The organism is Rhizobium sp. CIAT894, assembly GCF_000172795.2.
Taxonomy (GTDB): Bacteria; Pseudomonadota; Alphaproteobacteria; order Rhizobiales; family Rhizobiaceae; genus Rhizobium.
Map to the genome: position 1 here is coordinate 433,575 of NZ_CP020952.1, position 20,590 is coordinate 454,164.

General features: G+C 62.0%; 19 protein-coding genes. 7 read left to right on the top strand and 12 right to left on the bottom strand.

Annotated elements, in window-relative coordinates:
* Positions 1-72: 72 nt before the first annotated feature.
* The 9 genes from RHEC894_RS30875 to RHEC894_RS30915 all read right to left on the bottom strand — a co-directional run bounded on the left by RHEC894_RS30875 (position 73) and on the right by RHEC894_RS30915 (position 10,314).
* Positions 73-1,005: an NAD(P)-dependent alcohol dehydrogenase gene (locus RHEC894_RS30875; RefSeq protein ID WP_085740434.1), complete on the bottom strand. Its 933-nt coding sequence runs from the start codon at positions 1,003-1,005 to the stop codon at positions 73-75.
* Entirely contained in the window at positions 1,002-1,874 is an 873-nt protein-coding gene (locus RHEC894_RS30880) for an NmrA family NAD(P)-binding protein (RefSeq protein ID WP_085740435.1), read from the bottom strand. Before RHEC894_RS30880 ends, RHEC894_RS30875 begins: the two co-directional genes overlap by 4 nt.
* A 22-nt stretch (positions 1,875-1,896) precedes the next feature.
* The gene (locus RHEC894_RS30885) at positions 1,897-2,274 is read right to left on the bottom strand and encodes a nuclear transport factor 2 family protein (protein WP_010066356.1); all 378 of its coding nucleotides are present in this window, start codon (positions 2,272-2,274) and stop codon (positions 1,897-1,899) included.
* A 317-nt stretch (positions 2,275-2,591) separates the two neighbouring features.
* Positions 2,592-4,736: a methyl-accepting chemotaxis protein gene (locus RHEC894_RS30890; protein ID WP_085740655.1), complete on the bottom strand. Its 2,145-nt coding sequence runs from the start codon at positions 4,734-4,736 to the stop codon at positions 2,592-2,594.
* Between the two features lie 16 nt (positions 4,737-4,752).
* Positions 4,753-5,682 carry a substrate-binding domain-containing protein gene (locus RHEC894_RS30895; RefSeq protein WP_085740436.1) on the bottom strand — a complete coding sequence of 310 codons (930 nt, stop codon included), beginning with the start codon at positions 5,680-5,682 and terminating at the stop codon, positions 4,753-4,755.
* Positions 5,683-5,815: 133 nt separating this feature from the next.
* On the bottom strand, positions 5,816-6,700 hold the full coding sequence (locus RHEC894_RS30900; protein WP_085740437.1) for a carbohydrate ABC transporter permease: 885 nt from the start codon (positions 6,698-6,700) through the stop codon (positions 5,816-5,818).
* The gene (locus RHEC894_RS30905) at positions 6,690-7,664 is read right to left on the bottom strand and encodes a sugar ABC transporter permease (protein WP_010067343.1); all 975 of its coding nucleotides are present in this window, start codon (positions 7,662-7,664) and stop codon (positions 6,690-6,692) included. Before RHEC894_RS30905 ends, RHEC894_RS30900 begins: the two co-directional genes overlap by 11 nt.
* A 61-nt stretch (positions 7,665-7,725) precedes the next feature.
* Positions 7,726-8,946, bottom strand: coding sequence for a sugar ABC transporter substrate-binding protein (locus RHEC894_RS30910; RefSeq protein WP_085740438.1), 1,221 nt, complete (start codon positions 8,944-8,946; stop codon positions 7,726-7,728).
* Positions 8,947-8,994: 48 nt separating this feature from the next.
* On the bottom strand, positions 8,995-10,314 hold the full coding sequence (locus tag RHEC894_RS30915) for an alpha-L-fucosidase (RefSeq protein WP_085740439.1): 1,320 nt from the start codon (positions 10,312-10,314) through the stop codon (positions 8,995-8,997).
* A gap of 207 nt (positions 10,315-10,521) precedes the next feature.
* Between RHEC894_RS30915 and RHEC894_RS30920 the strand changes: the two genes are divergently transcribed.
* From RHEC894_RS30920 to RHEC894_RS30940, 5 genes are all read left to right on the top strand, one after another.
* Positions 10,522-11,529: a LacI family DNA-binding transcriptional regulator gene (locus RHEC894_RS30920; protein ID WP_085740440.1), complete on the top strand. Its 1,008-nt coding sequence runs from the start codon at positions 10,522-10,524 to the stop codon at positions 11,527-11,529.
* A 327-nt stretch (positions 11,530-11,856) separates the two neighbouring features.
* Positions 11,857-12,585 carry a FadR/GntR family transcriptional regulator gene (locus RHEC894_RS30925; RefSeq protein WP_010068342.1) on the top strand — a complete coding sequence of 243 codons (729 nt, stop codon included), beginning with the start codon at positions 11,857-11,859 and terminating at the stop codon, positions 12,583-12,585.
* A gap of 253 nt (positions 12,586-12,838) precedes the next feature.
* Entirely contained in the window at positions 12,839-13,852 is a 1,014-nt protein-coding gene (locus RHEC894_RS30930) for an ABC transporter substrate-binding protein (protein WP_085740441.1), read from the top strand.
* A gap of 92 nt (positions 13,853-13,944) precedes the next feature.
* Positions 13,945-14,763: an ABC transporter ATP-binding protein gene (locus RHEC894_RS30935; RefSeq protein WP_085740442.1), complete on the top strand. Its 819-nt coding sequence runs from the start codon at positions 13,945-13,947 to the stop codon at positions 14,761-14,763.
* A 12-nt stretch (positions 14,764-14,775) separates the two neighbouring features.
* Entirely contained in the window at positions 14,776-15,657 is an 882-nt protein-coding gene (locus RHEC894_RS30940; protein ID WP_085740443.1) for an ABC transporter permease, read from the top strand.
* 264 nt (positions 15,658-15,921) lie between these two features.
* On the opposite strand, the gene RHEC894_RS30945 is transcribed toward RHEC894_RS30940, so the two are convergent.
* Both RHEC894_RS30945 and RHEC894_RS30950 read right to left on the bottom strand, forming a co-directional pair.
* A complete protein-coding gene (locus tag RHEC894_RS30945) occupies positions 15,922-17,322 on the bottom strand; it encodes a sensor histidine kinase (RefSeq protein WP_085740444.1) in 1,401 nt (466 codons plus the stop codon).
* A complete protein-coding gene (locus RHEC894_RS30950; protein ID WP_085740445.1) occupies positions 17,312-17,980 on the bottom strand; it encodes a response regulator in 669 nt (222 codons plus the stop codon). Before RHEC894_RS30950 ends, RHEC894_RS30945 begins: the two co-directional genes overlap by 11 nt.
* 170 nt (positions 17,981-18,150) lie before the next feature.
* Here RHEC894_RS30950 and RHEC894_RS30955 point away from each other — a divergent pair, with 170 nt between their 5' ends.
* Both RHEC894_RS30955 and RHEC894_RS30960 read left to right on the top strand, forming a co-directional pair.
* Positions 18,151-18,729, top strand: coding sequence for an isochorismatase family protein (locus RHEC894_RS30955; protein WP_206427951.1), 579 nt, complete (start codon positions 18,151-18,153; stop codon positions 18,727-18,729).
* Complete coding sequence (locus tag RHEC894_RS30960; protein WP_085740447.1) at positions 18,726-19,736, top strand: helix-turn-helix domain-containing protein; 1,011 nt, start codon at positions 18,726-18,728, stop codon at positions 19,734-19,736. The genes RHEC894_RS30955 and RHEC894_RS30960 overlap by 4 nt, the downstream gene beginning before the upstream one ends.
* Here the strand turns inward: RHEC894_RS30960 and RHEC894_RS30965 are convergent.
* The gene (locus RHEC894_RS30965) at positions 19,731-20,579 is read right to left on the bottom strand and encodes a carbohydrate-binding protein (protein ID WP_085740448.1); all 849 of its coding nucleotides are present in this window, start codon (positions 20,577-20,579) and stop codon (positions 19,731-19,733) included. The genes RHEC894_RS30960 and RHEC894_RS30965 overlap by 6 nt on opposite strands.
* Positions 20,580-20,590 lie beyond the last annotated feature (11 nt).

The window sequence follows — 20,590 nt, forward strand, 5'->3', positions numbered from 1 at the left end:
CAAGATTTGGCAGCATGCCGCCTAAAACGCCTCTACATACGTGTCGTCCTGCACAGCTTTCTCCGGCATGCATCAAGCCATCGAGATCAACCCTTTCCCTCGAAGCTTTCGGCCGGCCTCGAGCGCGGTCACCAAAGAAATGGCATCTCTCAGCGGGACGATCTCGGCGACCGGCAGCTTCAGCTTTCCTTCACCTGCCGCACGGGCAAGACCATCCAGAATGTCGGCTCTCGCAGTGCAGATGATCGGCCTTAGCCGCCGATCGAAAATCGCGCGAATGAACTTGACCGGCGTGGGGTTGATGTCCAGGAAAGTACCGCCCTTGCGAAGCAGGCTCATTCCAACCGCAACGGTCATCGTGGCCGAAGTGTCGTACACAACGTCGTAGCGATCGCCGATCTTGGACAGATCGGTCACTCGGTAGTCAAATATGGTCTGAACGCTCAGATCTCGCGCTCTTTGCACATCTTCGGCACTGCAACTGCCTGAGACGGTCACGCCGACCATGTGGGCAAGCTGAACCGCCGATTCTCCAACCGAGCCGCCGCAACCGTTGACGAACAGGCGTTGCCCTTGTTTCAGGCCCGCCTTGTCGACGAGACCATTCCAAGCCGTGACGCCGGGAGTTGCAAGACAGGCTGCATCCTCGAAAGAAATCGAATCCGGCTTCCTGGCGAGGAAAGTCTCGGGTGCGATCACGGCTTCGCCGATCGCCCCCGCCTCTTGGATCCGCGCGAGGCCGAACACCGCATCCCCAGGTTTCATGCGTGTTACGCCGGGTCCGACGGAAATCACAACCCCCGAAAAATCGCTTCCGAGAGCGCGTGGGAATTTCTTCCCCGTCACCATTTTCAAAGCGCCGTTGCGAACCTTCCAATCGATTGGGTTGACGGCCGCAAAGCTGACCTTCACGGCGACCTCACCCCTGCCGGGCTCACGAAGCTCGAAATCTTCGAGTTTCATCAACTCCGGGCCGCCGTATGCGTTGTACTGAATGCGCTTCATATCAGACCATTTCTCTTGAGGGTGACCGAGACGACTTCTGCTAAAGGGGTCGTCGGCCGACCGAGAAGACGTTCGAGATCCGTGCTTTCGCTGAACCAGTCGCCGCGCTGAGTGGCGAAACTCGCATCGGCCACAATCTCTGCAAGGAAACCCGGCATAAAGGTCGCCAACACTTGCCGGTATTGCTCGACGGGCATGTCCTGATAGACGAGTGGTTTGCCAGTGAGCTTCGAGATCGTCGCTGCCATGTCCGTCATGGTGAAAGATGTGCCGGCAAGTTCGTAAACTGCGTTGCCTTCCGCTTCGCTCGACAGAACGACAGCCGCCGCTTCTGCCAGATCGGCGCGGCTCGCGCCCGACACATAGCCGTTTGCGGCAGCACCCATGAGTTCCCCTGCCGTTAGGGCATAGCCGATGTCACCCAGATCACCGGCGTAGACCTCGATATAAGCTCCATTGCGCAGGAAGATGTGAGGCAATCCGGTCGCCGTGATAGCCTCTTCCGTCTGCTTATGCTCGTCGCCCAAAAGCAGGGTGCTGGTTTCGCCGTTGACGAAGCCCGCATAGGCGATCAGCCCGACTTGCGCTTCAACTGCTGCATTCACGGCGCGTTGCATTTGCGAATAGCGCCGCCCGAAATCTGCGGAAGGAACAAGCAGGATCTTGTCGGCGCCCGCAAAGGCTGACGCCAAAGTTTCCGGTCGATCGTAATCGGCCTCTCGAACCTTCAAGCCTTTGGCTGCCAGGTCCGATGCCTTGCCTGGATCGCGAACGGCGGCGACGACCTCATGGGCGGGCACGCCGCGTTTCAACAGGGCGTCGATAACAAGCCGGCCGTAGCGACCGGTTGCAGCGGTGATTGTAATCATTGGCAACCCTCGCCGATTCCGGTCAGTGCGGCCGTACGGTTTTCATATATTCAGCGAAAGGCGTGGCGTCGTACATGACGGTCGTCGACGCCAGCTTGCCGTCCCTGACGGTGAGGTGCTCGGCTACGATTGCGCTTGGCACCGGATGAGTTTGCGAGAGATAGATAATGACGGCGTGTTCGTCGTCGCCGAAGGCTGCGACGAGCGTCAGCTTCTCTATCATCCTGGCGAAGCCTTCCTGGAAGCCGCGGAACGCCTGCGCGCCTTGAAGCTCTCCGAGCGGGGACGTGCAGACGACATCCTCCGCGACAATCGAGGCGATCGTGTCGATGTCCTTGCTGGTCATGGCATCGAAATAGGTGTGGGCGAGCGCCAAGGCTCTGCCGTTTGCTGCAGCCATCGTTCTTTCCTTTCAGTGAAGTGGCGATGACCGATGTATAGTGCAGGGCAGTGACAAATTTTGTCAGCAGGATGCATTCGCCGGGAATTTCCGGGCGGGCCGACACGAGTTTGCGAGCGGGGCCGCATACGGCGTGATCGCGCAGGCAGCAAGGACGCCCTTGCCGCCTTCATAGTCTTCCGGCTTGGCAGGAAGGCCTTCACGACACAGCGCGCGCTCCGCGGCCGCCTGATACTTCGCCGGTTATGCCTTGGCGGCACGCCAAAGCGCCTCGCAGGGGATTGGGACCCGTGCGAGGCGCTTTCGGGTGAAATACCTCAGGACGCCATGGCGTAATGGCGATGGTCCGATGCCCGGGCGCTGCCCGTCTTGAAGCGCCGCAGCAGTTCGGCGAGGCTTTCGGTTTCCTGCGTCAGGCTCTGGGCGGCGGCCGTAGTCTCTTCGACCATTGCGGCGTTCTGCTGCGTCACCTTGTCCATCTGGTCGCCGGCGGCCGAGACCTCGCGCAGGCTTGTCGCTTGCTCGCGGGCGGCCACCGCGATCTCGGCGACGGTCGCATTCATGGCGGTGACGTGCTCGACGATCTGTTCGAGCGAGACGCCGGATTCGCCGACCAGCTCGACGCCCGTCTTGACCTGCGTCGAGGAGGTGGAGATCAGCTCCTTGATCTCCCGCGCCGCATTGGCCGAGCGCTGGGCAAGCTCGCGGACTTCCTGGGCGACGACGGCGAAGCCCTTGCCCGCTTCACCGGCGCGCGCGGCTTCGACGCCGGCGTTCAGCGCAAGCAGGTTGGTCTGGAAGGCGATCTCGTCGATGACGCTGATGATATTGCCGATCTTCGACGACGAATTCTGGATTTCCGTCATCGCCGCGATGGCGCGGGAAACGATCTCGCCGCCCTTTTCGGCATTGGTGCGGGCCGTCGCCACGACAGCCTGGGCGCGGCTTGCGCCCTCCGCCGTGCCGTTGACGCCGCGGGTGACGTCACCGAGTGCCGCGACGGTTTCTTCCAGCGAAGCGGCCTGCTGCTCGGTGCGGCGGGCAAGATCGTTGGAGGCCGTGGAGATTTCCGCAAGGCCGGAGCGGATGGTGGCGACCGCACGGATGACGGAGCCGACCGCCTCTTCAAGGCTAGCGACCGAATTGTTGAAATGGTCGCGAATCCTGACATAGCGATGATCGACTTCGCCGACGCGCACGGTGAGGTCGCCCTTGGAAAGCGCATCGAGACCAATCGAAATCTGACGGAAGGCGTGCTCCATCACCTGCGCGTCGGAAAGCCGCTCGGCTTCCTGGCGCAGCCGCTCTTCTTCAGCGGCGAGGCGGGCACGTTCGGCATTGGCTTCGGCGATCAGCTTGGCGCGTCCGGTCTCCTGGAAAACCTTCAGCGAACGTGCCATGGCGCCCAGTTCGTGGCGGTGCTCGACGCCGGCGATCACGATCCGTTCGTCGCCGCGGGCAAGCTGCTCCATGGACTGCGCCATTTTGCGAACGGCCGAGGAAATCAGGCGACCGACGAAATAGGAGAGCACGAGGCCGATGACGATCAACAGGCCGCTGATGACGAGCGTCGTACTGGTCGCGGAGGCAACGGTTGCTTCCACAGAACCGTCAAGGTTCTTCTGTGCGCCGGTGACGGTCGCCTGCAGATCCTTGAACTCGCCTGCGATCTTCGGCGCCAAAACGTTGAGCTGCGTCTGGCGGACATTGCCGGACGCCTGCAGCACTTCCTTCATGTCGCCGAGACGGGCCGTGTAGTTCTGCATGAGCTGGCCGGCGCCCATCAGGCGCTTCTTCTGCAGCTCGTTCTTGGCGGCCTTGGCGGCGGCATCGTTCAGCGCCACCGCTTCGGCAAGCGCTGCCTGCGCCTTGTCATAGGCGGCGAAATCGTTGGAATGGACGAAGCGCTCGGAGAAATAAAGGCTGCGGTTCAGGGCTTCCAGCGTTTCCGCCGTCATGTGCAGCAGGGCCACGTCATTCTGGCGCCAGGCGCTACGCATGACGTCATTGAGCGCGATACTGGTCCAGGGCCCGAATTCGGTGACCTTGGAGATCAGCAGGTCGCGCCGGGCCTGAAGGGTGACGATCTGTTCGAAGGCCTTGCCATAGGCGGCAATATCCTGACGGATCACCGCAAGACCAGCTTGCAGATCCTTGTTGTCGGCAAAACGCGGATCGTCCGCTTCGAAAGCTTTGACGCCGGCACGGAAACTGTCGACGACAGCCTGCGACGGCGTGGAGCGGAAAGCCTCGGCCGACATCTGGATCTCGTGCAGTTGGTCGCTGTAATCCGAGATGGCGAGGCTCTGGCCGGCGGTGGAGCGATAGGAAGCGAAGATGGCGGCGAGCCCGTTCATGCCGGAGATCGCGCTGACGGTGAGAAGGCTCATCAGCAGGATCAGCGGCACGAAGCCCGAGGTGATCTGCGCGCGAATGCCGAATTTATTCCAGAAATGCAACATCATAGGCCTCTTATGCTCACTGGCTCTTCGGCAGGTATTGGGCAATGTTCTCAGGTGTGACGAGTTCGAAGGGAACGTTGTTTTCGCGTGGCACCTTCTCCTTGTTGATGAGCTTCATGGCGGCATCGACCGCGGCCGCGCCCTGCCCGACGGCGCTCTGGAGAACGGTGACATCGAGATCGCCCGCCACCATTGCGGCAAGCGCATCGTCGGTCGCGTCGACGCCGCCGACGACGACGTCCTTCATCGGGATATTGGCTTTCTTCATGGCGCGGATCGCACCGAGCGCCATCTCGTCATTGTTGGCGATCACAGCATCGAACTTGACGCCGGCCGCCAGCCATTCCTGCATCTGCTGATCCGCATAATCGCGCGACCAATAGGCCGCTTGCTGCTCGACGATCTCAAGGCCCTTGCATTCCGGCGTCGCGATGACATCAGCGATGTCCTGGGTGCGGGTGCGGGCAGCCACATGGAAGACCTCCCCCATCAGCACGACGACGCGGCCCTTGCCCTTGAGGAGAGAGCATACCTGCTTCGTCTCCAGCGTACCGGAGTCTTTCTCATCGGAGGCGACAACAACCTGATTGTCCGGCAAGTCCGAGAGATTGGAGGGCGTCGTGTTGATGTAGATCAGCGGAATGCCGGCATCCGCTGCGATCTTGGTCATTTGCGGCCCGAGATCGCCATCAGACAGCATCATGATAATGGCATCGACCTTGTCGGCGACGAACTGCTGAACCTGCTTCTTCTGCAGCTCATTATCGCCATTGGCATTTTCGGTGATGAGCTTGAGGCCCGATATCGTCTTCCCGTGCGAGACGACGCCGTTCACAAGCATCTCTCTGAACTTGTCGAGATTGGTCATCGAAACCCCGATCGTCTGCGCATTGGCAACAGAGACCGATATCGCCAGAGCGATGGATGCAAGCGTGGCCGTTTTCATGAATTCCCCTGCGCAATTCGGATATGAATGCGTTATTTCAAATCTTGGTTAAATTTTACTTTTCGACCGGAAGCAAAAGTTAAGCGCAGGATATGATCTCGCAGCAGCGCGCGCCCCTTTGTTTTAATGGGAATTAACGGCCACCGAAGCCGGAACTGACGGTGATGCCCCTGTAGATCACCCTCTGCAGCACGATGGCCAGGATGACGCCTGGCACCATGGAAATCGTCGCACCGGCCATGATGTAGTTCCACGCGGTGCCCTGCTGTGTCTGGAACAAGGTGAGCCCGAGCGGCAACATCGCCTTCTCGACGCCGCTGGTGGCGATCAGCGGCCAGAGGAAGCTCTTCCATTGCGCGATGAAGGTGAAGAGCGCGAGCAGGCCGATCGCCGGCATTGCGAGCGGAACGATCACCGTCACCAGGATGCGCAGCCGCGAAGCCCCGTCCATCATCGCCGCCTCGTCGAGATCCTTGGGAATGCCGAGGATGAACTGGCGCAGCAGGAAGGTGCCGAAGGAAGAAAAGGCGACCGGCAGGATCATGCCGTGATAGGTGTTGATCCAACCGAGTTTGCTGACGACGAGGAAGAGCGGGATGACCAGCATCACCTGCGGGATCATCAGCGTGCTGAGATAGGTGAGCAGCAGCCCTTCCTGTCCCGGAAACCGCAGCCGGGCGAAAGCATAGGCGGAAAGGCAGGATACCACGATGACGATTGCGGTCACGCCGCAGGCGACGACGAGGGAATTCAACAGGAAGATGCCGAAGGGCAGCGACACCAGGGCTTCGACGAAATTGCCCCACTGGTACTCCTCGGGGAAGATGCGGACCGGCACGGCCATCACCTCGGCATTGGAGCGCACCGCGTTCGACACCATCCAGAAGAAGGGAAAGAGGAAGAGCAGCGCGACCAGTGAAAGCCCCACATAACTGACGAAGGTGCCGATGCGCCGCAACAGGCGATGGCGGTTCGCCGAGACGGAATGCGGATGCCGTGAGGTCGGGCTATTCGTCATAATGCACCCATTTACGCTGCATGCGGAACTGCAGGATGGTGAGCGCCATGATCATGACGAACATCACCCAGGCGAGCGCCGAGGCATAGCCCATCTGGAAATTGGTGAAGCCCTTCTGATAGATGGCAAAGCCCAGCGTCGCCGTCGCCGAGCCGGGACCGCCGCGCGTCATCGCAAAGATCTCGTCGAAGACCTGCAGCGAGGTGATGGCCGTCATCACGGTGGCGAAGAAGACCGTCGGCGAGATGAGCGGCAGGCGGATGCGCCAGAAGCGCCGCCAGGGACCGGCGCCGTCGATCATCGCCGCTTCGAGATAATGCTTCGGCACCAGATCGAGCGCGGCGTTGAACATCACGACGTTGTAGCCGACATTGGCCCAGAGCGTGACGATCACGACCGCCTGCATCGCCCAGCTCGAACTCAGCAGGAAATTCGGCAGGCCGAGGCCGAGCGAGCGGATGACGCTGTCGGCGAGGCCGTCCGGCGTGAAGATCAGCAGCCACACCACGGAAGCCGCAATCGTCGGCGTGAAGGTCGGCAGGAAGAAGATCACCCTGAAGATCGCCTTGCCGTGCTTGAGGCTTGATATCCACACCGCGAGCGTCAGCGAGACGATGATGTTCACGGCCAGATATTCGACGGCGAAGAACAGCGTGTTTCCCAATATGGTGTAGAATGAGGGATCAACGGTGAAGAGCTTGATATAATTCTGAAAGCCGACGAAGGACGGCGTCGAGATCAGCTGCCAGTTGGTGAAGGAGAGCGCGAACGACGCCACGATCGGCAGAGCCATGAAGATCATGAAACCGAGGAAACTCGGCAGCAGGAACACCATCGCAGTCTGCGTCTCAGGCTTCAGGAAGCGCCGTGGCTGAACGGGTTGCAAGGGAAGTTCGGCGACGGCGCTTTCCGACATGTCTTCCTCCATGCCCGGCGGGTTCCGCCACGGCGAGAGCTGGCGCATGATCCCCGATATCGCAGTGGATTTTCCGAGGGATCATGCACGGGTTCAAAGCGACGGCGCCCTATTGCTGCGCGAGGCTCTGGATGGCGTCCATCGTCTGTTTGGCGTCGGCGCTGCCGGCGAAGGCGGGCGGGAAATACTGGTTGAAGAGGTTTTCCACCGCCGCCCAGTTATTGGTGATCACGTAGGGCACCGAATGCGCCAGGGAATAGTCGATGGCCTCGCCGCCATTGGTAATGTCCTTGGCAGCCACCTTGTACCAGGAGGATTGCGAGGCCGTGCGCGCCGGCAGCGCCCGGCCCTGTTCGGCGAGGTACTGCAAAGCCTCCGGGCTGGTCAGCACCTGGATCGCCTTCCAGGCCGCATCCTTGTTCTTGCTCGTCGTGGCGATGCCGAAACCGGAGCCCGCCGTGACGGCCGTCAGCTCTCGTTCTCCGCGCGGCAGGGTGGTGGAACCGACCTTGAACTTGACCTTGTCCTTCATGCCGATGATCGACCATGGACCGTCGACATACATGGCGACATTGCCTGAATAGAACCGGCCTTGGATGACCGTGCCGGCATCGGCGCTCGACGGCACCAGCGGCGCGATCTTGTCCTTGGCGGCAAAGCCGATCACCGTCTCGGCAGCGGTAATAGCGCCTGGATTGGTGAGGTCGAGTTCTCGAGCGTCGTTGACGTATTTGTCGCCCCAGGCCGAAGCCAGGACCGAATAGTTCTGCGGGGTAATGCCGAAGCCGTATTTGCCGTCCTTCGTCAGCTTCTTGGCGGCATCGGTGAACTCGGCCAGTGTCCAGCCCGGTTTCGGCAAGGCAATGCCGGCGGCTTCGAAGGCATCCTGGTTATAATAGACGACCCACGGACCGACGTCATACGGCAGGCCGTACAGCTGCTTGTCGATGGACATGCCGCCGATGATCGAGGGCGTAAACGCGCCGACGTCGAATTTATCGGCCGCGATCCGATCGTTCAGCGGCTCCAGCAGCGAATAGAAGTTCGGCATGCGTAGCGATTGCATGGAAACGATGTCGGCAAGCTGGCCCGACGCCGCCAGCACAGGCAACCGGGTCCAATAATCGACCCAGCCCGTCGTCGTCAGCGTCACCTTGATATCGGGATATTTGGCGGTCACCATGTCGGCCAGGTGCTGCCAGCCCTTGGTGTCGGCATCGGAGCCGGTCCACATCTGCCAAGTCAGGCTGACCTGCTCGGCCGATGCGGCTGTGGCAAAAAGGCTGCCGCCGATTGTGGCAAGCATAAGCGTCTTCTGCAGAACCTTCATGGGTTTCTCCTCCCTCCATGAACGCAATGGACAGGCAAGTGCGATCGACTACGCCTTGAGGACGATCTCGATCACGGGCACGGTAACGTCGGGTCGCCGGACCGGCAGTTCGAGCATGATCATGCCTTCCGGCACCATCACGCCGATATTGGAATCCACATCCCTGGTATGACTGAGCCAGCGAACTTCGCTCGCGTCATGCAGGAACTGCGCATAGGCGATCCTGTCGGCAAGGCCCTCGATATGGATGTGGCGGTAGGGCCAGTTATAGACATGCAGGTAGAGGCGATTGCCGCGCTGGGTATAGCGGCAGCCGGCTGGCGCCGGATAGGCGGACGGCCCTGCCCCGTAGATGGAACGTCCGTTGACGGACGTCCAGTTCTGGTAGACTTCGAGCGCATCGATGGCGCGCGCGTCGAACGTGCCGCGGCCGGTCGGACCGACATTCATCAGGAGGTTGCCGCCGAGCGCGACGGAATCGATCAGCAATTGGATGATCTGCTCCGGGCTCTTCCAGCTATCCTCGTCGCGGTGATAGCCCCAGGAGCCGCTGAAGGTGTGGCAGGCTTCCCAGAGCACCCCCTGGCTCACGATGGCAGGCGCCACGCGCGGCGTATATTGCTCCGGCGTCGTCACATCGGGCAGCGTTCCCGGCGGCAGATCGAGGCGGTTGTTGACGATGATTTCGGGCTGCAGTTCGCGCACCAGCTCGAGCAGCCGCTCGCTCTCCCAATCGGCGCGCCCCTTGCCGGGCAGGCCGCGATATTCACGCCGGGGATAGCTGAAATCGAACCAGATGATGTCGATGCGGCCGAAGCCGGTCAGGAGCTCACGCACCTGTTCGCGCATATAGGCAGCGTAGTTGGCGATGTTGCGCCCGGCATTCAGCGCCGCGGCCTCGGGATGGTTGCGCAGGGGATGATGAACATCGATCGGGAAATCCGGATGATGCCAGTCGAGCAGCGAATAGTAGAAACCGATCTTCAATCCTTCGGCGCGGAAGGCTTCGACGAGCGGCGTCAACAGGTCCTTGCCGCAGGGCGTGTTCGGCGCCTTGTAGTCGGTAACCCTGCTGTCCCAGAGGCAGAAACCCTCGTGATGCTTGGTCGTCACCACGACATATTTCATGCCGGCAAGACGCGCGCAACGCGCCCACTCCTTGGGATCGTAGAGATCGGGATCGAAATTGTCGAAATAACGCTGATAGTGATCGTCGCTCAGCTCTTCGCGGTTCTTCAACCACTCGTGCCGCGCTCCAAGCGCATAAAGGCCCCAATGGATGAACATGCCGAGGCGATCATGGCTGAACCAGGCGTGTTTGCCCGCTCCCGATGCCGGATTTTCCGGCAGGCGCTCCGAACTCGTCACAGGTTTCTCCTCCCTGTTTTCCGGTTCCACATCATGTCGAACCGGTTCGGTGACTGACCATCTTCCTTGATCCCATATCTGTCAAGCCGAAATTCGCGAATTGCAGAACTGCGAAGTAAATGCACCACAGATGAGTAATCCAGCAGGATATGTTGCGCATACGAATAAAATCTGACAAAAGAAAGCTTTAGAACCGGTTCGATAGACATGACAACCATACGCGATGTCGCACGCCTTGCGGGGGTTTCGATCTCGACCGTCTCGCTGGCGCTCAACAGCCCGAAGCGGGTCGGCGCCGAGACACTCGACCGCATCCAGCAGGCGATACAATCGACGGGCTACCGCATCGATCCGGTGGCCCAGACGCTGGCGCGCGGGCGCAGTTCGCTGATCGGCTTCGTCTCGGCCAATCTCGGCAACATGTTCTTCGGCGACATCCGCCGCGAGATCGAGCACCAGGCGCTCGACCACGGCTATTTCGTGCTGATCGCCGACTCCTCCGGCCGGGCCAATCTCGAACGGGCGCTACTGGAGCGACTGGAGGCACAGAAGATCGCCGGCATTGCGCTGGCGACAAACGGGCGCGGCGCGGAATACGCAACCTTCCTGCGCGACTTCAAGACACCGATCGTCATGTTCGACCAGAAGGTCGAGGGCGCCGAGCGCGATTTCGTCGGTTCCGACAACCCGCTGACGACCACCATCCTGACCGAGCATCTGCTGCAGCTAGGCCACCGGCGCATCGCCTTCATATCAGGCCCCTCCGGCCTGCATACCGCCGACGAGCGCCTGAGAGGCTTCATGGACACGATGGCAGGCGCCGGCGCCGACGTCGATCCGTCGCTGGTGGTCGAGGGCGGTTATACCAGGAGCGGCGGCCATGCGCAGGCAATGCGCCTGCTCACCCGCCGCGACCGGCCGACCGCCATCATCGGCGCGAACAACATGACGGGGCTGGCAACCCTGCAGGTGATGCAGGAAATGGGCTTCCGCTGTCCCGACGACGTCTCGCTGGCGATGGTCGACGACGTACCCTGGAGCAATGTCATCACGCCGCGCATCACCATGGTCGTGCAGGATGCACAGAAACTCGGCGAGTTGGCCGCCCAGCGCCTGCTGGCCAGGATCGCAAACCCGGAAGCCGCCGCCGAGCCGCCGAAGGATTTCATCCTGACGCCGAGATTCGTGCGCGGGGAGTCGACCAGGCGGCTTTAAGCCTCCTCCCTCGATCTCTATTGACCAGGCAAAGGACGAGGCGGGTGCTCAGGCGCTGATACATGCAAGAAGCAGCGTTGCGGCGCGCTTCGAGGCTTCGCCCTTCGGGCTGCGCACCTCAGCATGAGGAGCGTCGGAGGATGTCGCAGCAAGGCTCACAAGACGCTCTGCGCCCGGCGACACTCCCCGCAAAACAGGTAGCAACGGTGCCGTTCATCATTGAAAGATCGGAGGATTTGTCATACATGTGTGATGAATTGAGATTCCGCATGCCGCCAAGCTTGGCGGCATGCGGATCAAAGCCGATGCGGGGGACAAGGCGTGGCTATGCAGATGAAGGATCGCAGCAGAGGTTCGGGGTCGCTGGTCGCACAGGTCGGCGAGAGCCTTCGGCAAGCGATCCTGAGCGGCCAATATGCCGCCGGCGACAAGCTTCCGAGCGAGCACGAACTGACGCAAACACATAGCGTCAGCCGAACCGTGGTGCGCGAAGCCGTGGCAGCCCTTCGCTCTGACGGGCTGGTCGAGGTGCGCCAGGGCGCGGGCATTTTCGTGCTCGGCGCCGATCCCTCTCTCTCCGGACGGAAAGTGGACAAGGCTCGTGTCGCCTCCGATCTGGAAGTGCTGGAGATCCGCACACCTGTCGAAATCGAGGCGGCGGGGCTTGCCGCGCTCCGCCGTTCGCCGGCGCAGGAGGAAGCGATCTTCGAATGCCACCGGAAAATCCTCCAGTGCATCGAGGCCGATCAATCCATCCGCGAGGCCGATCTCGAACTCCATGTCGCAATCGCGGAGGCGACGAACAATCCGCTGTTCAAGCATTTCCTGGAATCTCAGGGTGCAGCGATCATTCCGCAGTCGAGGCTCGTTCCGGAAACCAGAACGGCCGAGCAGACCGCCTACCGAAAGCTGATCCACAGGGAACACGAAGCGATCGTCGTCGCCATTTCCGACAGGGACGATCAGGCCGCCCGCAATGCGATGCGCGAGCATCTCGTTGGCAGCCAGGCGAGATATCGCAACCTGCTCAAGGATCTGCGAAGCTTTACCAGCTGATATCTGCTCCCGAGAGCCCGAACGCCCTGGCGGAGACAAAGCCGGCGAAAAGCTCTTCCGCGTTGTAAGCCGCCACCCTGCAGGCGTGGGCGTCGACGCATCACTTTCCCGCCGGTTCACTCAATAGATTGATCGTTTGCGGCTGAAAGCTAGTTGAAAGCTTCGACGTCTTACGAAAGGGCTGCATCGTGGAGGAGACACGGGTTGAGGTGACGAGACGACGATGCAGGCAAACCATCAGGAGGAGATATCAATGCGTTCTTCACGCAGCCTTTTTCACACCGTCGCTTTTTCCGCGCTTCTCGCCGCAGCCACGTTCACATCAGGCGCCGCCCACGCGGCCGACAAGATCACCATCATGGTCGGCGGCTATGAGAAGCAGATCTATCTGCCCGCCAAGCTCGCGGAATCCCTCGGCTACTTCAAAGATGAGGGTCTCGACGTCGAACTGCTGAACGAAGCTGCCGGCGTCGATGCCGAAAACCAGCTTCTGGCAGGCGCCGTGCAGGGTGTCGTCGGCTTCTATGACCACTGTGTGGACCTCCAGGCCAAGGGCAAATTCGTCGAATCCGTCGTTCAGTTCAGCCAGGCGCCGGGCGAGGTCGAGATGGTCTCGAGCAAGCACCCCGAAATCAAGTCGCCGGCCGACTTCAAGGGCAAGAACCTCGGCGTCACCGGCCTCGGCTCGTCCACCAACTTCCTGACGCTGTTCATGGCCTCGAAGGCCGGCCTGCAGCCGGGCGACGTCGTCACCATTCCGGTCGGAGCCGGCGGCACGTTCATCGCCGCCATGCAGCAGGATCAGATCCAGGCCGGCATGACGACGGAGCCGACGATCTCGCGCCTGATCAAGACGGGCGAAGCGAGCGTTCTCGTCGACATGCGCACGGTCGACTCGACCCGCAAGGCACTCGGCGGAACCTATCCGGCCGCCTCGCTCTACATGGAAACCTCCTGGGTCGACGCGCACAAGGAAGAGGCGCAGAAGCTCGCCAACGCCTTCGTCAAGACGCTGAAGTACATCAATACGCATTCCGCCGCCGAGATCGCGGAGAAGATGCCGAAGGATTTCTACGTCGGCGACAAGGACGGCTACATCAAGGCTCTCGACGAGGGCAAGGGCATGTTCACGCCTGATGGCGTGATGCCGGAAGACGGTCCGAAGACCGTGCTTGCCGTGCTGTCGGAGTTCTCCAAGAACGTCAAGGGCAAGCAGATCGACCTTTCCAAGACTTACACGACTGAGTTCGTCAAGAACGCCAAGTAATCAGTCGCGCCGCTTCCCGCATTCGCCGGAAGCGGCGTCCGTTCGATCATGGGCTTTGCGTGCGCGCCCTCAAGCACGCCTAGGGTATCACCATGCAACAGGACAACAAACAGATCCCGGCGATCGAGCTGATCAATGTCAGCCGGCGCTTCGTCTCGCCGACCGGCAAGTCCCTGACGGCGCTGCGCGATTTCAACATGACGGTCGCCCGCGGCGAATTCGTCGCCGTCGTCGGCCCCACAGGATGCGGCAAGTCGACGACGCTCAACCTCGTGACGGGCCTTGCACGCCCGAGCGCCGGCGAAGTGCGCCTGATGGGCGGGCCGATCACCGGCATCGACCCGCGTGTCGGCTTCGCCTTCCAGACCGATGCGCTCTTTCCCTGGAAGAACGTAATCGAAAACGTCATGGCCGGCCCGCTGTTTCGCGGCAAGTCGCGCGCGGAGGCGGAACAGAGCGCCCGCGACTGGCTGGCCCGCGTGGGCCTGTCGAAGTTTCTGCATCACTATCCCCATCAGCTCTCCGGCGGCATGCGCAAGCGCGTCTCGCTGGCCCAGACCTTCATCAACGAGCCTGAGATCCTGCTGATGGACGAGCCCTTCTCGGCACTCGACGTGCAGACCCGTACGGTCATGCACGAAGAGCTGCTGAAGCTCTGGGCCGAGCGCAAGGCGTCCGTGGTGTTCGTCACCCACGATCTCGAAGAAGCCGTAGCGCTTGCCGACAAGGTCTATGTGCTCACCGCCGGCCCGGCCACGGTCAAGTCGGTCTATCCGATCGATCTTCCGCGCCCGCGCGTGGTGTCGGAGATCCGTTACGAGCAGAGCTTCATCGACTATTGCAAGACCATCTGGGAGGACCTGCGCGAAGAGGTCGAGACCAGCTACCGCCGCGCAAGCGAAGCGGCCTGAGGGGAGGATATCATGGCAAACACGACTTTCGAGGCCGGTTCGGCCACCTTGTTTCGCCCGGGCACGTCGGATGCCGAGATCGAAGCCTCCGCAATGAAGGCGATACGCCGGCGCAACACGCTGGTGCGTTTCTGGCAGATCGCCATCCTGGTCTTCGTGATCGGCATGTGGGAACTCTCATCCAACATGAACTGGATCGATCCGTTCTTCTATTCGAGCCCGAGCGGCGTCCTTGAACGCCTCTACGAATGGGCAACCGAGGGCACCACCGAAGGGTCGCTCTGGTATAATCTCTGGGTGACGATGGAAGAGGCGCTGATCGGCTTCTTCGCGGGCTCGATCACCGGCGTCTTCGTCGGCATCGGCCTTGGCCGCAACCGTTTCCTGTCCGACATTTTCTCCGTCTACATCAAGGCGATCAACTCGATCCCCCGCGTCGTTCTTGCCCCGATCTTCATCATGATCATGGGTCTCGGCCTGCCGTCCAAGGTCGCGCTCGCCTTCATCATGGTGTTCTTCGTCGTCTTCGCCAACGCCTTCCAGGGTGTGCGCGAAGCCGACCGCAACATGATCGCCAATGCCCGCATCCTCGGCGCGTCAGACTGGCAGGTGACGCGCACGGTGGTCATTCCCTCGGCAATGAGCTGGATCTTCGCCAGCCTTCACGTCTCCTTCGGCTTTGCGATCATCGGCGCCATCGTCGGCGAATTCGTCGGCGCCCGCTTCGGCATCGGCCAGTTGATCTCGATCGCCAAGGGCACCTTCGACGCCGCCGGCATGTTCGCGGCCATCCTCCTCGTCATGGTCGTCACGCTCGTTGCCGAATACATCATGACGCTGGTCGAAAACCGCCTGGCGAAATGGCGCCCGCAGCAGCACCTCGATACGCAGTAATCAGATCGACCTCCTCCCAAGGCAGATCGAAGTGAAGGCCGGGCGCCATGCCCGGCCTTCTGTTTATTGACGGTGTCATCCGGCGCCTGCCCATCCGCCCTACGGGCACCTTCTCCAAGCTTGCGAGACGCAAGGGACCACGCCGCACCGGCTTTCCCCAACCTCAACGCTGCGTTTGGCACGCCCCCTCTCCCCGTCAAAAGCGGGAGGTTACGGGCAAAGCCGCGCTAACCGAACAGCATGGGCAAGCCCGAGGATGACCGTTCAAGCAAGCGGAAGCCGCACGGTCACGACGAGACCGCCGCCGTCCGCATCATCCAGCGAGACCGAACCTCCGGCCCCCTCGACGACCTCGCGCACGATCGCAAGCCCGAGGCCGCTTCCTTCACTTTCGGTTCCCATAATCCGGTAAAACCGTTCGAAAACCTGTTCGCGCTCCCCGGCGGGGATGCCCGGCCCATTGTCCTCGACGGCAATCAAGGCGCTTCCATCCGCCTGCCCGACGGCGACGGTCACCCGTCCATCGGCACTGGTATAGCGGATTGCGTTGTCGATGAGATTGACCAGCATCTCGCGCAGCATCGTGCCGTCACCCTCGACGATGACAGCCCCGTCCGCTTCCAGCCCGAGATCGATGTTGCGTCTCAACGCCTCTTCGGCATAGGCCTCCAGGATCTCGCGGGCAGCCCTGCTGAGATCGGTCGCATCGCTGCGCGGGCGGCGGCTGCCGGGCTCGGCCCGCGACAAGGTAAGAAGCTGGCTGGCGAGACGCGAAATCTGCCGGGTGCTGGTGCGTAGCGCAGCCAGCGCCTCGTCGCGGCGGGCGGCATCGTCTTCGCGGGAGGCCACGCTCGCCTGCGTCGAAATCAATGCGAGCGGCGTTCTCAACTGATGCGCCGCGTTCGATACGAACCGCCGCTGCGCTGCCATCTGGTTCTGGACGCGCTCCATGTAATCGTTCAGCGCATGCACGAGCGGGCGCAGTTCGCTCTGGACCATCTCCGGCGGCAGCGGATCGAGACGGTTGCGCCCTCGCCGGCGCACAGCGTCCCGCAGCCTCAGAGCAGGTGCGAGGCCGCGCTGAAGCCCAAGGATCGTCACCAAGCTTGCGACGAAGACAAGCACGAACTGCTTGGAAAAGTCCGAAAGCCACAGTTGCCGCCGCATCGCATACTGGCTCTTATGGGTCACCGCGACGGTCACCGAGACCGTGCCGTCATCGGGAAGGCCGACGACGGGATGGTCGAGCATGATGACGCGCACGTCAGCGCCATGGAAGGTCCGATCCTCGCCCGCCCGCTGGACAGCCGGCCTCGGCAGGTCGGGAAAGCCGCTCACCAGACTGCCCCAGGCGGTGATGACCTGGTAGGATACGCGGTCGCCGAAGCCTGTATCGAACATCTCGAGAGCAGCCGGCGGCACATCCACCTGAACATTGCCGCCCTCATCGACGCGGACGGCCTCGGCGATGACGCGGGCCGAGGCCAGAAGCGTTCGATCCGTCACCAGCTTTGCCGTCGCGTCAGCCGACCAGAAGCTGTCGTAAAGATTGAAGGCAATCGCGCCGAAGAGCGTCAACAGCACCCAGCAGAGCAGTTGCACCCTCAGGCTCTGGCTGAGCCGCGCGATCGTTCCGCCAGCCTTTGTCACGACGCTATTGGACATGTCTGAGGAGATAGCCGAGCCCGCGCAGCGTCGCGATCTGAACCGAACTGCTCTCGAGCTTCTTGCGGAGCCTGTGGACGTAAATTTCGATGGCGCTCGGATCGGCCTCGTCGTCAAAGCCGAAGACGCTTTCGGAAAGGGCGGCTTTCGAGACCGTAGTGCCGAGCTTCGTGACGAGCTGTTCGAGAACGGCATATTCCCGCGGGGTCAGTTGCAGCGGTTCGTCTGCGACGAAAAACTGCCGCGTGCCGCCGGAAAAGCGCAGGTTTCCGACCGTTATCTCCGAGGATGCCCGGTCCTGGCCGCGGCGGACGACCGCGCGGATCCTCGCCTCGAGTTCGGCGATTTCGAAGGGCTTGGCGAGATAATCGTCGGCACCGCTGTCGAGCCCGGCCACACGGCCGTCCAGGCTCGCATTGGCGGTCAGAATGATGACCGGCAGCTTGTTTCCCGATTGCCTCAGCCGCTTCAAAAGCGTCAGCCCGTCAAGCTTGGGCAGCGAAAGATCGAGGATCATCGCCGAATATTCCGCCACCTTGAGCATATGCTCAGCGTCCTCGCCGTCATAAGCAATGTCGATAGCGTATTGCGCCTGTCGCAGGGCTTTGCCCAGCCAGGCCGCCAGATCCTTGTTGTCCTCCACCACAAGCAGTCTCATTCATCCCCCTTAGCATGTGCAGAGGGCTTGGCGGAAGCGTGCCTATGGCGTTGTCGCTCCAAGCGTGGGACTGCGTCCGGTAATCACTGGCGCGAATTGTCCGCTATTTGTCCGACGCGTGCATTTTCCTCTGTCGTGAAGTCGCCGAATATGGCTTCATGATCAACCGCATGGAGCAAAAAATGTCCGACCATGAAACCATTCTTCTCGTCATAGACGCCCAGGAGTCTTTCCGGCAGCGCGACTATTGGGATGAAGGTCTCGCCTCCGCCTATATCGAACGCCAGCAGGCACTGATCGACGGCGCCGAGGCCGGCGGGATACCCGTCATCCAGATCTTCCATGTCGATGGAAGCGGGCCGTTTTCGGAGGCCTCGGGCTTCGTCAGAACGCTCGCGCCGCTCAGGATCGCACCCGAAGCCATCTTCAAGAAGAGCCGCCACAGCGCGCTCGTCGGCTCAGGGCTCGACGTGTGGCTGACCGAGAATGGCGTTCGTCGCATCATCGTCTCCGGCATCCGCACTGAGCAGTGCTGCGAGACAACGACCCGCCACGCCTCGGATCTTGGCTATCAGGTCGACTATGCCGGCGAAGCGACCCTGACCTTCCCGATGACCGACGCGGCAGGGCGCACCTGGAGCGCCGGAGAAATCCGGGGCCGCACGGAACTGGTCCTGTCTGGACGTTTCGCCCGGATCGCCACGGTCGAACAGGCGCTGGCGGGGCGCGGAGAGCAACTCGCGGCATGACTGATACAGCGCAGCCCTTCGCTATTCCCGTCTACGTCGTCGTGCCGCCGCGCGTGCTGCTGCTCGATGTCGCCGGCCCGATCGAAGTGCTGCGCAAGGCGAACCTCGAACAGACGGCGGTGCGCTTCAGTGTCACCTACATCGGTCCGTCGGCAACGGTCGGCAGCTCGGTCGGCCTTGCCGTGACCGGGGTCGCCGCCTTGCCGGAGCGATTGCCCGATCAGGCGCTTGTCGTCATCGCCGGCAGCGCCGACGCGCCGATGGAGAACAATCGTCCGTGGGACGGAGAGGAGCGCGCCGCCCAGGCTGCCATTGTCGCTTGGCTGAAGCGGGCCGTTCGTCCGGGGGTTCGGCTGGCCTCGATCTGCTCGGGCGCTTTGCTCGCCGCCGAGGCCGGAATGCTCGACGGCCGCGAATGCACAACGCATCACGGCTGCATGGAAGATCTGGCGCGGCTTGCGCCCACCGCGCGCATCCGGGACAACCGGCTCTATGTCGAGGATGGAGAGCGCCTGACGAGCGCCGGCATCACCGCCGGCATCGACCTCATGCTGCACATCGTCGCCGAAGCGGCGGGACATGCCTGTGCGCTTGCGGTGGCGCGCTATCTCGTCGTCTATCTCAGGCGCGGCGGCGCGGACCCTCAGCTTTCGCCCTGGCTCGAAGGCCGCAACCATATCCACCCGGCCATTCATCGCGCCCAGGACGCCGTCGCCGCCGATCCCTCCCGCGACTGGTCAGTCGCCTCGCTCGCGCGCCTCAGCGGCGCCAGTTCGCGAAACCTCTCGCGGCTCTTCAACGAACATACCGGCATGAGCGTCACGGATTTCGTCAACCGCATGCGCGTGGCCTTCGCCCGCGAGATGCTCGCCGGCTCGAGGCTGGATATGGAGGCCGTGGCGATGCGCGCCGGCTTCGGCTCGGCTCGGCAGTTGCGCCGCGCCTGGAACCGCCTGCATGACAGCCCGCCGAGCGCGGCGCGGCCCAAGCCGGCCGTCGGTTCATAAAGGAAGGGGAAGGGAGGCGTGCCCGGCCTCGTCTTCGACGGCGACGGCCACAGCGGCAGCCGCTTCCGTCCCCCAGATTTCGATCTGCGTCAGCGCCGGAAAGGGCGAACTGTCCTCGGCTTTTACAAGCCCGTGCAGTTGCACCCATTCGATGATGCACGGCTCTATCGCAAAGCTCTGCGCGGCACCCGATTTCAGCAGCGGGAATGAGAAACTCCTGCCATTCGAGAAGGTGACGCTTGCCTTTTCCCACCAGGAATCATGCGGGAAATCCGCCCGCAGATATAAGACGATCTCATCGATCCGGATCGGCCGGCCGAATTCCACCGTTAGCGCAGCTTGAGGATCGCGGTTGATACCCCAGCTCGTATAGGGCCAGAAGCCATGATTGTCGTTGGCCTTTTCACCGTCGATGGCATTGCGCGCGGCGAAGGCGGCCTCGCAGCGGGTCTCCACATTGGCATGCGCATGCGGAAACAGCGTGCGGTTGGCGTGATCGTCCCAAGGGTTCAGGGCGAGATTTCGCCTTTGAGCGACCTCGTCCGGCCGCGCACGTCTTGCTGAAAGCCGGTGGATATCGCCCTTGAAGGCGTTGGGCGAATAGGATTTGCGCTTGTCGCCGAAGGGTACGGCAAGCGAATAGGCGCCTTCCCTGATGTAGACCAGGGCGGGATGAACCGCGCTGTCCAGCGCGAGGAAGACATGTCCCGGCTCCGAGGTCTCGACGATGAGGCAGTCGCCCCCGCTATAGCTCAGACGATAGACCAGAAACGCCTCGTCCTGCCCTGTCGAGCTTGCCAGCACGAACCCATCGGCATCCACGATCTTCAGCGTCAATTCCATGCTTACCCTCC